13 protein-coding genes are annotated in these 14,226 nt (G+C 65.1%); 7 read left to right on the forward strand and 6 right to left on the reverse strand.

The features are described from left to right. Positions 1 to 252: 252 nt before the first annotated feature. From ACOCMM_RS14955 to ACOCMM_RS14975, 5 genes are all read left to right on the forward strand, one after another. Positions 253 to 1,170: a phosphorothioated DNA-binding restriction endonuclease gene (locus tag ACOCMM_RS14955; protein ID WP_419553928.1), complete on the forward strand. Its 918-nt coding sequence runs from the start codon at positions 253 to 255 to the stop codon at positions 1,168 to 1,170. A gap of 137 nt (positions 1,171 to 1,307) precedes the next feature. Continuing rightward, positions 1,308 to 1,658, forward strand: coding sequence for a hypothetical protein (locus tag ACOCMM_RS14960; RefSeq protein WP_419553929.1), 351 nt, complete (start codon positions 1,308 to 1,310; stop codon positions 1,656 to 1,658). Between the two features lie 549 nt (positions 1,659 to 2,207). Next, positions 2,208 to 2,918, forward strand: coding sequence for a DUF3800 domain-containing protein (locus ACOCMM_RS14965; protein WP_419553930.1), 711 nt, complete (start codon positions 2,208 to 2,210; stop codon positions 2,916 to 2,918). A 348-nt stretch (positions 2,919 to 3,266) separates the two neighbouring features. Next, positions 3,267 to 3,737: a phosphoribosyltransferase gene (locus ACOCMM_RS14970; RefSeq protein WP_419554897.1), complete on the forward strand. Its 471-nt coding sequence runs from the start codon at positions 3,267 to 3,269 to the stop codon at positions 3,735 to 3,737. A gap of 83 nt (positions 3,738 to 3,820) precedes the next feature. Next, positions 3,821 to 4,987 carry an MFS transporter gene (locus ACOCMM_RS14975; RefSeq protein ID WP_419553931.1) on the forward strand — a complete coding sequence of 389 codons (1,167 nt, stop codon included), beginning with the start codon at positions 3,821 to 3,823 and terminating at the stop codon, positions 4,985 to 4,987. A 174-nt stretch (positions 4,988 to 5,161) separates the two neighbouring features. Here ACOCMM_RS14975 and ACOCMM_RS14980 read toward each other — a convergent pair whose 3' ends face one another. From ACOCMM_RS14980 to ACOCMM_RS14990, 3 genes are all read right to left on the reverse strand, one after another. Then, entirely contained in the window at positions 5,162 to 6,070 is a 909-nt protein-coding gene (locus tag ACOCMM_RS14980) for a cation diffusion facilitator family transporter (protein WP_419554898.1), read from the reverse strand. Positions 6,071 to 6,219: 149 nt separating this feature from the next. After that, on the reverse strand, positions 6,220 to 6,810 hold the full coding sequence (locus tag ACOCMM_RS14985) for a Fur family transcriptional regulator (RefSeq protein WP_419553932.1): 591 nt from the start codon (positions 6,808 to 6,810) through the stop codon (positions 6,220 to 6,222). Next, complete coding sequence (locus ACOCMM_RS14990; RefSeq protein WP_419553933.1) at positions 6,807 to 7,637, reverse strand: metal ABC transporter ATP-binding protein; 831 nt, start codon at positions 7,635 to 7,637, stop codon at positions 6,807 to 6,809. Before ACOCMM_RS14990 ends, ACOCMM_RS14985 begins: the two co-directional genes overlap by 4 nt. Positions 7,638 to 7,734: 97 nt before the next feature. Here ACOCMM_RS14990 and ACOCMM_RS14995 point away from each other — a divergent pair, with 97 nt between their 5' ends. Both ACOCMM_RS14995 and ACOCMM_RS15000 read left to right on the forward strand, forming a co-directional pair. After that, on the forward strand, positions 7,735 to 8,907 hold the full coding sequence (locus ACOCMM_RS14995) for a metal ABC transporter substrate-binding protein (RefSeq protein WP_419553934.1): 1,173 nt from the start codon (positions 7,735 to 7,737) through the stop codon (positions 8,905 to 8,907). 10 nt (positions 8,908 to 8,917) lie between these two features. Further along, a complete protein-coding gene (locus tag ACOCMM_RS15000; protein ID WP_419553935.1) occupies positions 8,918 to 9,826 on the forward strand; it encodes a metal ABC transporter permease in 909 nt (302 codons plus the stop codon). A gap of 169 nt (positions 9,827 to 9,995) precedes the next feature. Here ACOCMM_RS15000 and ACOCMM_RS15005 read toward each other — a convergent pair whose 3' ends face one another. From ACOCMM_RS15005 to ACOCMM_RS15015, 3 genes are all read right to left on the reverse strand, one after another. After that, a complete protein-coding gene (locus tag ACOCMM_RS15005) occupies positions 9,996 to 10,880 on the reverse strand; it encodes an SDR family NAD(P)-dependent oxidoreductase (RefSeq protein ID WP_419553936.1) in 885 nt (294 codons plus the stop codon). An 82-nt stretch (positions 10,881 to 10,962) separates the two neighbouring features. Then, positions 10,963 to 12,099, reverse strand: a complete 1,137-nt coding sequence (locus tag ACOCMM_RS15010; protein WP_419553937.1) for a nitronate monooxygenase — start codon at positions 12,097 to 12,099, stop codon at positions 10,963 to 10,965. A gap of 72 nt (positions 12,100 to 12,171) precedes the next feature. Next, positions 12,172 to 14,037: a hypothetical protein gene (locus ACOCMM_RS15015; protein ID WP_419553938.1), complete on the reverse strand. Its 1,866-nt coding sequence runs from the start codon at positions 14,035 to 14,037 to the stop codon at positions 12,172 to 12,174. Between the last annotated feature and the right edge of the window lie 189 nt (positions 14,038 to 14,226).

Raw genomic sequence — 14,226 nt, forward strand, 5'->3', positions numbered from 1 at the left:
CCATATTTGCGACAGGAAGTACACCGGCCTCGGCGCACCAGACCCGCTAGCGCCGTATCAGCGATCTCGTTGACGTTGATGACATCGCCTCGTCTGCTGGGCCAAACCATGCGACGCCTCTGATGCTGAGAGTCCAACTTCAGTCCGGGATCGGACTTCACTCTCGCTGCCAGTAGGACACGACTACCGTGCAACGTGCCTTCCGTCGAGCCAGTACTTGGCGAGTGGCAGCGGTACGTCAGGATCAACCGAATGACGACGGAATCGACAATTGGCACAGATGCCTGGATCAGTCGCGTACTGAGGACCACTCGGTATCGATCGAAGTCCGGCACGAGGGCGCCATACAAGCCGCTGTTACTGCTGTGGCTCGTCGGCCGCCTAGCGAACGGCCAAGGAACCGCAGCGACGTTCGCAGAGGCGGAGGACGAAATCGGGCGGCTCTTGAGTTCGCATCGCGTGGCGGTGACGCCGCCGTCAGCAGTGAACCCGTTCGTCTACCTGGCCAGCGATGGCGAACTCTGGTCAGTGCGCACGGCCGAAGGCGACGACATTCGGACTATGCCGCAACAGGTCAGGGAGAATTCGAAGTTCCTCCGTGAACATGCGATCGGCAGGTTGGCACCGCGTTTTGCGGCTGCGCTCGATGATCCCGAGATGCGAGACCGTCTGGTAGGTGAACTTCTACGCAGTGAATTTCCTGAAACGCTGCATGAAGGCATCTTGGCCGAGGTTGGCCTCGCGCAGCACGTCCGGCTCGCGTCTACTCCCCGGGATCCAAAGTTCCAAAGAGTGGTTCCCATGGCATACGAGTTCCGTTGCTCGTTTTGCGATTTCAGCGCACTCATGCTCGGCGAGCACGTTGGACTGGACGCAGCACACGTGCGGATGCACAGCAAGGACGGACCTAGCACCATTGAGAACGGCATCCTCTTGTGTGCGCTGCATCATCGGCTCTTCGACAGGGGCGCTCTCGGACTCGACGAGCATCGTCGCATCCTCGTGAGCCAGCAGCTCTCGATTGCCGATGGCAGGTCGAATCGCAGCCTGCTTGACCTCTCCGGCCGCCACATGCGCCCGCCACAGCGCTCGTACGTTCCGCCGGCGATCGAGCACATTGAGTGGCACCACGAGAATCTGTTCAAGAAGCCAGCGCGGGTGCCCGCCTAGCCTGAACGCGTCACCTCGAATCGATGTCGGACGATGGTGAGGAGATTGCCCGGCTGGCTCGCGCGGGCGGTGCGAACATCGCCGCCTCACAGTTATCGGTCGTTCCGGCGATTCCTCGGCCGTGCCGTCGCTAGCGGATGGTTCTGCTCCGGCTGGGCGGCCTCAGCCACGGACGGGCGCTGCTCGACACGAGCGAGTTTGCACAGATCGCAGATGCACTCCACCTGATTGAGGTGATCGGGCGGACACTCAACCTCGATGCCGAGGTGGGCCATATGTCGATTGAGCTCGCCTACCGTCAGCCCTTGGTACCTCTGCCCTGTGCCGTCAACAAACTCAACGTATGTGACGGGCCCGAAGTGGCAATGCACCTCGCCCGACTCATCGTCCGCAAACTCAACATCACCCCACCACGAGTGCCAATCGACGACGTCGGCTGCGCTAGGAGAAGCGACTTCACCGGACATACGCATCCTCACTTTCTGTGACCGCGATCCCATGCTCGCAGTGGGGTGCAACACCAACGGAGTCGATCCGGGCTGCCCAAGACTGTGCTCGCCGCCTTAAGCACCCCTTAGAAAGGCGGCGAAAGGAATGGGGATAGTGTGCGAACTGACCGGCGTCAGTGTGAAACCGCAGGTCAAAGCACTGCGGCGAACACTTGTAGGCCCCCCTCAATAGAAACGGAATAGAACGGGATGCACGGGAGCGTCGGGTCGCGGACGTGCCGACGGGGATCATCCGTAGACGTCTGTGCGACCGACGCATGCGAGCGCATACCCAGGGAGCGCGACCTTGTGCCCCGGACCGATCAGAGCCTCGGCGATACTGGCAGGCGATGACCCCCAAAAAGAACGGGAATAGAACGCGAACAGTGCGAGTACTCGCCGCCCAGGGGTAGTACGGCAGGCCAGCGGGCTACCTGGCACCGATGAAGCTGTCGTCCGCGGGACAAGGAGGCCTAGCGCGCGCCGACTGCCACTAGCAGCGAGAAATTCTCAGCAGTCCGCGAACATCGGACTCGTAGTGTCCCGTCGATGGCCACTCGGCTGCTGTTCTTGGACGACTCGGGCAAACCTGCGGCGAACGACGGCACCATGGCGGTGGTCATCGGGGGCTTCTCGATCGCCTCCGAAGACGTACCCGTTCTCAGTCGGAGAATCGTGGGCGCCAAGGCGCGCTTCTATCCGAATCGCGGGAACCCGACGGACTGGGAAGTCAAGTCCACAGACGCGATCTCGCCGAATGCATGGAGGCGCCGCAAGAACCGCGACTTCATTGACGAGCTGACCCGCATCCTCGAGCGACTGTCATGCACTTCGTACACCGCGGGCATCCGCAAGGCCAACATGCTGCATCCGATGACGCTCAAGACCACCGTCCCGTTACAGCTGCAGGCGCTCGTCGAACACTTCGCGGTGGAGTGCAAGACGCAGCAGGCGACCGGAATCGTGGTTTCGGACTGGTCCAATCATCAACTCGACGAACACGCCAGCCGGTGCGTCGCGAGCTATGCCGCGTCGTACCGGCTCAACATCCATCCCGGCGTCTACTACGCCAGCTCCCACACGGCCCAAGCCATCCAAGCCGCCGACCTCATCGCAGGCATTCGGCGCAGGGTGCTCGAAGGCGATCAGCGGTTGGCAGCAGTCGGGCGCCGACTCTCATCGCTGAGCGCCGTTGCCGACGGAAGCGCGCATCGCACCCATGCGTGGCGCACATACACGAATCAGATCGTCCTGTTCTGAGGGGTGCGATCTGGTTGTATCTCTTCGTGCCCGCGCCTACAGTGGGCTTCGCCGAATGGTCCGGTTAGTAGGCGTGAGCCGAATGCAACCGACATACCGCGGCGGGCGACGGGACCCCGGACCGCACGGGGTCCCTTTTTCTGTCCTACACCCAGTGATGCGGCAACGCTGCCCCGCATATCACGCAAATAGTGCGGGCCGGCATGGCCGGTGCAGGTGTCGGCCGCTCCAAGAGAACAGGGATAGCGCGAGCGCTCGATTGCGCCCGCCTAGGTTCGGGGACAAGCAGAGCGGGACAACCTGGGAGGGCGGGTGAGCGAGGCAACCGACGCGGAAGAACGCGAAGTGATGGACTGGAGGCGCTACGGCGTCGCTGTGCGGGAGCTGGCGCAGATGATCGCCGACGACGGCTACCGGCCCGAGATGATCCTGGCCATTGCGCGGGGCGGGCTGTTCTGCGCTGGCTCGCTGGGCTATGCCCTGTCGGTCAAGAACATCTACGTCATGAACTGCGAGTACTACACCGGCGTGGACGAACGCCTCGAAGTGCCGATCATGCTGCCGCCCACGCCCGATCTCGTCGACCATCGCGACTCGGACATCCTCATCGCCGACGATGTCGCCGACACCGGCCACACGCTCAAGATGGTGTACGACTTCTGCCTGCCGCGAGTGCGCAGCGTCCGCACCGCAGTGCTGTACGAAAAGCCCTGGTCCACGGTCAGCTGCGACTGGGTGTGGCGCCACACCGACCAGTGGATCAACTTCCCCTGGTCGACCGAGTCGCCGATCGTTACTGACGAGCAGGCTCGGGCCTGAGCTCGACGCGACCGTCACCGGGCGCCTCCACTGGCGCCAGCCGCCCGCCAAGACGTATCGGCGAACGCGAATTCATCCTGCTCATGGCGCTGGCAAGCGCCATGGCGGCCATCGCCATCGACACGCTGCTCCCGGCATTCGAGCAGATGCGTCCTGCGTTCGGTCTCAGCGCCGACTCCACGCAACTGTCGCTGACGCTCACGCTGTTCTTCGCCGGCATGGCGGTGGGCACCCTCTTCTATGGCCCGCTCGCCGACGCCATCGGTCGCAAGCCGCTGCTGTTCTTCAGCTTGGGGCTCTATGCCGTGGCAGCCGTGGTGGGCGCCTTGGCCCCATCGCTGGAGGTGCTGCTGGCCAGCCGATTCGTATGGGGCGTTGCCGCAGCAGGCCCGCGCACACTCACCCAGGCCATCGTGCGAGACCGCTTCAGCGGCACCGCCATGGCCCGGGCGATGACGCTCATCCAGACCGTGTTCTTCCTGGGGCCCATCCTGGCCCCGATCCTCGGCAAGGGCCTCGTGGCGCTGGGGTCGTGGCGCTACACCTTGCTCTTCGGCGCAGCGAGCGCAGGCGTGCTGGCGCTGTGGTCGCTGCGGCTGCCCGAGACGCTCGCGGATGAGAACCGCAGGCCGCTGAGCTTCGCCACCACGCTCGCCGGCTTCCGCAGCGTGATCGCAAACCGCACGACCCTCGGGTACACGCTGGCAGTCACGTTCGGATTCGGCGCGCTCTTCTCGTTCCTGGCCAGCTCAGAACTCATCTTCGTCGACGTCTATGGGCGGCCGAGCTGGTTCGTTCCGTACTTCTCCACGATGAGCGCAATCGCCGCAGGCGTGTCGATCGCCAACAACCAGATGCTGCGCCGGGTTGAAGCGCGCCCGCTTGCACTCGTTGCCGGCGTCGCTTTCACGGCGACCTCGGGTGCGCTGCTGGCTGTCACTGCCGCATCTGGCGGTCTGCCCAGGATCGGAGTGTGGATCTTGCTGTTCAGCCTGGCGAACGCTGCGATGATCGGGTTCTTTCCCGTCGCCATCAGCCTCGCGCTCGAACCGATGGGCGCACTGGCGGGCACGGCTGCTGCAGTCGTGGGTTTCTGCTCGACCGGGCTGGGCGCATTGCTCGCTGCGATCACCGATCGAGCGATCGCCGGCGACGTGATGCCGATTGGCGTGAGCTACTTCGTCTATGGCGTCCTGGCCCTCGCCTGCCAGCTGTGGGCACGGCGCGCATCTGGGCGTGCCCGCTTCTGACCTCGGTTGCAGCCTGCTGGAGCCCGCCGACACTGCGGGGCAGCGCGGATAGGTGACGTCTCGGAAAGTTGCTGTCACGCCTTCTTTGTGCAAATTTGCCGTCTGTGGCGGCATTTCTGCGCAAAGTCCAGGCCGCCGGGGCTGCCGGGCATCGCCGCCTATCCGCTAAGGCTCTTAAGTGCGTGGGCGGGAGCTGTCCCGATCCAGGTGGTGGTCTTCGGTGCAGTCGGCCTCGGAGCGCTCGAGCTGCAATGTGAGATGCGAGATGCCGTGCCGATCCTTCGCAATCGCCCGCAGATCGCTGAGCAACCGGTCGGCATCGGCGCCGAGTTCGGGATCGGTGACCACATGGGCGCTCATCTGCACGTAGCCCGACGTCACCATGCGCACGTGGATGTCGTGCATCACCGTGACGCCCGCCACTCCCTCCATGTCCGAGCAGAGCGCATCCATGTCGAGATCCGAGGGCACGCCGTCGATCAGCACCTCGAACACCGACGTGGCGAGCTTCCACGAGCTGATCACCACGAGCACCACGATCACGATGCTCAGTGCGGGGTCGACCCACCACCAGCCGGTCAGCAAGATGATCGCCGCCGAGACGATCACAGCGACCGAAACCAAGAGGTCGGCGAGCACGTGGCGGAATGCTGCCTCCACGTTGAGGTTCCGGGTTGATCCCGAACGCAACAGCAGGGCCGCAACGGCGTTGACGGCGAGCGCGATGCCGCCGACCACCAGCACCCAGCCCGCTTCGACCTCGACCGGGTTGCCCCGAAAGCCGTCCAGGAACCGCAGTGCCGCCGACCAGGCGATCCACACAGCCACCGCCCACAGCGCAACGGCGTTGACCGCCGCCGCCAGCACTTCGGCACGCTCGAAGCCAAAGGTGCGCTTGACCGAGGCCGGCTTGCGTGCCGCCCAGGAGGCCAGCAGGGCCAATCCGATGGCGGCGCTGTCGGTGAAGGCGTGACCGGCGTCGGCGAGCAGCGCCAGGCTGCCCGACAGCGCAGCACCGAAGACCTCGAACCCGGCGATGGCGAGTGTCAGCCCAAACGCCACGGCCAATCGCCGACGAGACACCTCGCGCAAGTCGTGATGATGCTGGTGTGAGATGCAATTCAGCCTATGACGGGCGTGCTGAATTGCCGGGCACGGGCCTGGTTGTGACGCAGTTTTCTTGGCATTCAGCCGCAGCGCACGGCCTCAGCGCACAGCTTCAGCGGCCAGCTTCAGCGCTCAGCCTCGCAGTCGCCACACCGTCCGTAGAGGTCCAGGTTGTGGCGCAATGGCATAAAGCCTGATTCGCGCGCGGCAGCAGCGAGCGCATGGTCGATGCGGATCTCGGTCTCGCTGTCCAGCTCGATGTCGGAGATCGCTCCGCAGCTCACGCAGATCAGGTGATGGTGATGACCCAGCAGCGATTCGGCCAGCTCGAAGTAGGCGCGCTCGCCTCCGGTTTCGAGGCGCTGCACGATCCCGCATCGCTCAAGCGCCTCCAGGTTTCGATACGCCGTGCTGCGGGCCAGATCGGGCACCATCGACTCGATGTCGGGGAGCCGAACCGGCCTGGCCGCACGCGCCAGCGCTTCCACCAATCGACGTCGGCCGTCGGTGTAGCGCTGATCGGCGTCTCGCAGTCGCGCCGCAACACTGTCGTGCAACTCGCCGAGATCCCTCGACCACGTGTCGGCTTCATTGGGCTGCTTGGTCACGGCCGCGTCCGCGGACTGCTTGGTCACGGCCGCGTCCGCGGACTGCTTGGTCACGGCCGCGTCCGCGGACTGCTTGGTCACGGCCGCGTCCGCGGACTGCTTGGTCACGGCCGCGTCCGCGGCCCGAGCGACCACACCCCTTCTCCAGCGATCTGGCTCGCGCGGCCGAAGTCGGCGTCGCGGGCAGGCCCGGGCTCCTCCAGAACGAGCAGCGACGACATGTCGTCGCCCTCGCCGAACTCCAGCCGGGTCACTGCATTGGCACCGAACGCGGCGGCCATGTTCTCCTCGTTGAGCACCTGTTCGGGCGTGCCGTCTGCGAGCACAGCGCCGTTGAGCAGCACGATCCGTTCGCACAGGCGGGCCTCGCTGAGGTGATGCGTCGAGAGCACCACCAGCTTGTTGCGCATCCGCTCGGCATCGACGACCTCAAGGACAATGTCCTGGCTCGGGATGTCGAGGCCCGTGATGGGTTCGTCGAGCAGCAAGCAATCCGATTGAGAGGCCAGTGCAGACGCGATCAGCACGCGCTGGCGCTGCCCACCCGAGAGCTGACCGAACGACCGCCTCCGCAGATCTGCCACCTTCAATCGCTCGGCTGCCACGTCCATCGCATCACGATCGACCTTGCGCATACGGCCGAGCAGACCCCGCTCACGGAATCGCCCGATCATCAGCACCTCATTCACCGTCATCGGCATGAACGCGTGTGGGCTGTGGTGCTGGCTGACGTAGCCGACCGTGATCTCGTAGTCCTTGCGAACGTCGCCTGAGGTCGGTGCAAGCAGGCCGCCGAGCAGCCGCAGCAGCGTCGTCTTGCCCGAGCCGTTCGAACCCATCAAGGCCACCGCAGCGCCCGAGTCCAACCTCATGGAGTCGATGTCGAGGACCTGTCGGTTGCCGAAGGACACCTTGATGTCATTGAGCGTGAACATCGCAGCGTCGTACCTCGCCCTTCATCTGCCCGCTCATCCGGTCACAGGATTGAAGATGAGAATGAGTCTCACTATAGTCACGGCCGTGCAGCCGTCCATGAGTGCTTCCATGCGTCCCCGCAAGCGGGTGTCGCCTCCGCTTCACTCCAATGGCTCTGGACGCCGCCGACGGCGCCAAGCCACCCGTCTCACGGCGATGATCTGTGCCGGATTCCTGCTTGTCGCTGCGTGCGCGGGCGATGATGCGACTGGTTCCGGCGCTGATGCTGGCACTGATTCGGACACTGGCTCCGGCGCTGATTCTGGCGTCCCCACGGTGGTCACGTCCATGAGCATCTGGGCCGATGTCGTGGAGAACGTCACTTGCAACGGCCTCGTTCAGGTCGAGTCGCTCGCGCCGCCCGGCGTCGATACGCACACCTACGAACCGTCCCTGCGAGATCGCGCCAAGATGGACGACGCGAGCATGATCGTGATCAACGGTCTCGGGCTCGAAGCCACGCTCGAGGACACGCTCGATGCCGTCGCCGCTGACGGAACGCCGGTGTTCGTTATCGGTGACCACATCGAGCCCCTCACCGCCGCCGACAGCCAGGACGACCAGTCCGACGACTCCGATCACGACGACGAATCAGATGATCACGCCGAGGCGGACGATCACGACGAATCAGATGATCACGACGAATCAGATGATCACGCCGAGGCGGACGAGCATGCCCACGACCACGAAGGCGGTGCAGATCCGCACATCTGGTTCGATCCCGTGCGGATCTCGGGCACCCTCGATGAGCTTGCGCACGAAATCGCTGAGGCCACGGGGCTGCCCGAGGCCGACCTCGCGGCCTGCACGCAGGACTACAAGGACGCATTGCTCGACGCCCACACCGACGTCGTCGAACTCGTCGAGACCCTGGCCCCCGAACAGCGCGTGCTCGTCACCAACCACGACTCGTTCCGCTACTTCGCCGACAGGTACGGCTTCCGGGTGGTGGGCACTGTGATTCCGGCCGCCACGACGGCAGCTGAAGCCAGCATCGCTCGCCTTGAAGAGCTGGCACACGTCATCGAAGACGAAGGCGTCCCGGCGATCTTCGGCGACACGACCCATGCGTCGGCAACGTTGGAGGAATTGGCCTCACAGGCGGGCGTCGTGGTGGTGAGACTGAACACCGACAACCTCGGGCCTGAGGGCAGCTCGCACAGCACCTACATCGGATTGCTGAGGGGCAACGCCGAGGTCATCGTCGATACGTTGCAGTCGGGCGGATGAGAGCAGCGATGTGGAATTCCTGACCGACCCGATTGCGTGGTGGATCGACCCATTCGTTGACAACCCCTTCATGCGCAACGCGCTGTGGGCCGCTTTGCTCGCGGTGCTCACGACGTCGGTTGTCGGAACCTGGGTGGTGCTGCGGGGCATGACGTTCCTGGGCGATGCCTTCGCCCATGGCGTGCTGCCGGGCATCGCGCTCGCCTACATCATCGGCTTCAGCACCACGATCGGCGCGCTGGCTGCGGCGCTGTTGATGGTCGGCGGCATCCACATCATCCGCAACTTCTCGCCGCTGTCAGAAGAGACGTCGATCGGCGTGCTGTTCGTGGGGTTCCTCGCACTGGCGGTGGTGATCATGTCCACCGGCGCGGGTGCCTACTCGGGCGATCTCACCCGATTTCTCTTCGGCTCGATCACCGGAATCGACGACGACGACCTTCGCCGTCAGGCAATTGCTGCGGCAATCTCGGTCGGCGCCACTGTGCTCTTGCATCGGGCGTTCTTCGTGACCACCTTCGACGAGTCCCAAGCGCAGATCGCCGGAATGCGTCCGAGGCTGGCGCACGCGGCGCTGCTGACACTGCTGGCCATCGCCATCGTGTCGTCGTTCGAGGCGGTCGGCAGCCTGCTCGTCTTCGCCTTCCTCGTGGCCCCGGCGGCGACGGCAAGCCTGCTGGTGCGACGCGTGCCACGCATCATGATGACCGCCGTCGGGCTCGGCGCTGTCGCGGCTGTGGTCGGCCTGCTGGTCAGCTACCACCACGACACGGCCGCCGGCGCCACCATGGCGCTCGCCACTGTTGTGATGCTGCTGATGACGCTGCTGGTGACGGGCGTCATCAGGGCGCTGCGGCGTCCGAGCGACCAGGCAACCGAGGCCGCGCAGGACGAGCCTGCACACGACCACGCTGCTTAAGAGCCCTAGCGGATAGGCGGCGATGCCCGGCAGCCCCGACGGCCTGGACTTTGCGCAGAAATGCCGCCACAGACGGCAAATTTGCACAAAGAAGGCGTGACAGCAACTTTTCGAGACGTCACCTATCCGCGCGGCCCCTAAGCAGCGCTGGAGCAGCGCTGGATCGGCGCTATTGCTCTGCGTCGGTGAAGCTCGCCCGCAGGGTCGGGTTCTCGAGGTTGGCGAGCTGCTGATTGCGGTGATTGACGTCGGCGAGCAGCTCGGGATGGGACAACACCCAGAAGCGTCGCCCGTACATTGCCTCGATCACTTTGGCGGCGACCTGGGACGGGTCCATACCGCGTTCCAGCGCCGCCGCGATGTTCGCGTTGCGCCGGCGGGCGTCGGCGGTCTCGGTGCGAGCTTCACCGGCCGGCCGCTCCCGCCGTTGCCGGCGCAGTTCTTCTGGCCGGTTCCGCTGAGAAGTGGCGATGTTGGTGCGCACCACGCCCGGGCACAGCACCGAGACACCGACGTCGGCGTTGCGATCACGTTGCATTTCCAGGTGCAGCGTCTCCATGATCGCCACCACGCCGTACTTGGCGGCGTTGTAGGGGCCGAGCCCTGGCACCGACATGAGTCCCGCTACTGAAGCGGTGCTCACGATGTGCGACTCGGGGGCCTCGATGAGATGGGGCAGGAAGTGATGGACGCCGTGGATCACGCCCCACAGGCACACGTCGACCACCCACTTCCAGTCGACGAGTTGCTGATTGCGGATCAGCCCTCCCCCGCCAACACCAGCGTTGTTGCACACCATGTGCACGGCGCCGAAGCGGTCGATGGTCGCACGCGCCAACGCTCCGACCGAGTCGGCATCGGTCACGTCGGTGATGACGCCTAGGGCTTCGACCCCCCGGTCGGCGACCTCCGCCTCGGCAGCCCGCAGCGGGGCCTCCTCGATGTCGGCCAGCACCACGTTGGCACCCTCGGCCGCAAAGCCCAGCGCCAGCGCCTTGCCGATTCCTGACGCCGCGCCCGTCACCACCGCGACGCGTCCCTGCATGGTCTCCATGGCTGTGCCCCCCCGCGAGCCGTGTATGGCCAGCCCGAACAGTACGGGCTGCGATGTCCGCAGCGCCGAGACGAAGTACGAGCTAAGAGTTGAGCTGGTCGAAGCGGTCCATCACGTCGAGGTACTCGCTGATCATCTCTTCCACGACCCTCGTGGCGGAAATGGACTCGTTCAGCTGACCGACCACCTGGCCAACGAAGTAGTTGGCGAGCTCGACGGCGCCCTTGTTGGAGGGATTCATGGCCGCCCGGTCGATGCGGCGGCTTGCGGCGCCGATAAGCATCGGCTGCAGCGGCATTGGCAGCGTCCCCGGCGAATTGTCGCCTTCCCATTCGTCGGTCCACGCCGAGCGAAGCTGGCGGGCCGGCTTGCCGGTGCGAGAGCGCGACCGCAGCGTGTCAGACGATCCTGCAGCCAGGAACTTCTCCTTCACGACCGGGTGCGTCTCAGCCTCTTGGGTGGTGAGCCACACCGAGCCGCACCACACGCCCTGCGCGCCAAGTGCGAGCGCCGCAGCGACCTGGCGGCCGTTGCCGATGCCGCCAGCGGCGAGAACGGGCACCGGGGCAATGGCGTCGACCACCTCGGGCACCAGCACCATCGTGGCGATGTCGCCCGTATGGCCGCCGGCCTCATGGCCTTGCGCGATGACGATGTCGACGCCCACAGCCACGTGCCGCTCAGCGTGAACCTTCTTGCCGGCCAGCGCTCCCACGAGCACGTCGTTGTCGTGCGCCCGCTGGATCATGTCGGGAGGCGGCGGACCGAGCGCATTCACGGCCAGCCGGATCGGGTACGAGAAGGCCACATCCATGAGCGGAACGGCCTGCGCATAGGTCATCGGCGGTTCGGAGTCGTACGCCGACGCCTTCTCGCCGTCATCCGCGGGCAGCGGCGGCACGTCGTAGCGATCCATCATGTCGTCGAGGAACTGGCGATGCTGGGGCGGGATCATCGCCTTGAGGTCTTTCACCGACAGCTCGCCCTCGGTCTTGCCCTCGTACTTGGCCGGCACGATGATGTCCACGCCGAAGGGCCGACCGCCCACCTCGTCAACGATCCATCCCATGTCGATGTCGAGTTCTTCAGGCGTGTGACCCGCGGCACCGAGCACGCCGAAGCCGCCCGCCTTGGTCACTGCCGCCACCACGTCCCGGCAATGGGTGAATGCGACGATCGGAACGTCGCAGCCCAGCATCTCGCACAAAGGTGTCTTCATGCCCCGAAACTACCGGCGCAGGCACGCCCGCCGCAGCGCTGCTGCCGGGCGCGGACGCAGTCGCCCGCCCGCTTAGGGGATTCGTGCAATGAACCAGCGCTGTTCCCCGGACACCTCACTCCCGACCAACGTGTCCACTCCATTTGCACTGCCGGCTTCCGATGCTCTCGACTCCATCGGGCCAAAGACCGACACGGAGGCAATCACGAAGTCCTCGCCGACGGCAACGATGGCCTGTGCGTCTGCGTCGCCGAGTTCGAACGCATCCGGGACGGCCTGCCATCCCCAGTCCATGCCGTCGGCCGACCACCCCACCCACATGTCGTCGAAGGGCGATCCCGATGAGTCGAGCTGGTCACCAAAGACGGCTTCGAGATCCTGGAGCGTGAAGGTCACTAGATCCTCGCCAGTACCGGGATCGGAGAATGTGAGCCTGGAGGTGTCGCCGTCGTCCACCTCTCGGACACCCGCGGGAGGCTCAGTGCTCTCGAGGGTCTCCGGACCGAACTCGTACACGGCTTCGTCCGCAGCGAGGTCCCACAGTGAGACGCCCCCCTCGGGCTCTCCGTAGCGCAACTCGTAGCCATCCTTGGCAACACGACCAATCGGCAGGCCCCATTCGTTCCCGCCGCCTGTCGGGAGCTCGCGTCGCGACGGCACCGCCGATACCGCGAGACCAGCAGGTCCAACATTGAACTCGTCCAAGTGGCTGAAGTTCCCCAGCCATGCGCTCTGGACGTCTGCACCGCCGTCACTCCAACGGATGAGGTGGCTGTCTGTCCCGTCCGATCTCGCTATCCACGCGGTGCCGTCGGGCTCGAATGCTGCGCCGGCGAACCAACCGCGAGCCAACGACGGATCGAGCGTTTGGATGCGCCAGTGCTGGCCGTCTGGAGACGTGAGCATGGTGACTTCGTCACTGCCGGTCTCGACGATCACAACGAAGCCGTCGTCGTTGCCAATGCCGCTCACGCGCCCGCCATCCAGCGCCAGCACTTCGGCGAGCCCGGCTCCAGCGCCCGAGAACACGCGGATGATCTCGCTGTGGCCGGCGCGTTCCAGAGTCACTAGCTGCTCGGCCGACAGTTCGAGTTCATCCACAGCAAACCTCACCGCGTCGTCAGGCGTCTGCCGGACGAAATCCGATTGCGAGCCGCCCCCAGCAGATTCGGGACGCAGCCAGACGTGGATCTCGTCGCCGAAGAGCGACCATCCGACTGCCTGGACGTCGTCTGGAATCAAACCCCGGCCCGACATGAGCGCTCCGATGTCGAGATCCTGATGCGTCCTGACGAGCGCGACGACCTGCGTCCCGGCAGTGGCGACTGCCGTCACGTTCGACGTGGCGAATCCGTACTCGGGTAAGTCGCGTGGCTCAACCTGAAGTGCAGCTTCGAGCCAAGACAAACCCTCGTCGTCGGAGATGTAGACGCGGGCCGAGTCGTCGGCATCGCCCGCATCGTCGTATGACCACCCAGATGCCGCCCAGCGCTCGCCTGTCAGATCGAGGCTGTGCGGCCAGATTTCAGTCGGGAGGTGCAGCTCCGACCAATCGGAGCCGTTCGAGGTGACAATGAAGTACGGCTCCCCCGAGGGTGTCTGGCCTCCGATGACCACCCGGCCGTCCCCTGTGGAGAACAATGCGCCAGCTCCGCTGATGCCTGGGTCGAATTCAGTCCATTGCAGGATCGGCCCGCTGGACGAGTCATCAGGAGAGGCGCCATCGGCCGCAGCACTCTCTGAGTCCGCAGATGTCGCCGAGGATTCCGTTGCCTCGAGCTGCTGGCTCGATTCGGAGGTCGACGCTTCCGTTCCGACGGTCACGACCTCTTGCTCAAGGGTGCCTGGAGCCGGATCGATGTCGTCGGATTGCGCGGCGTCGCCGCCCGCCGCGACACGATCGACGTCGCTACGGCCACAGCCCGTCGTCGCCCACATTACGACAGCACAAACCAGCGCCAGCAGAAGCGCCGCTGCGCCCAATCGGCGACCACAATTCACTCAGCCGAGCCTATGTGTGGGCATCTCACCCGAAATGTCGCGCCGATGCCCGCGTTCATCAACGAGGGGTCGGCAACGAGGCAGTGAACCAGCGAGCTCCCGAGGCTCTTGAGCCGGTGCGACAAA

Source organism: Candidatus Poriferisodalis sp. (genome assembly GCF_965198245.1).
Classification (GTDB): domain Bacteria; phylum Actinomycetota; class Acidimicrobiia; order Acidimicrobiales; family Poriferisodalaceae; genus Poriferisodalis.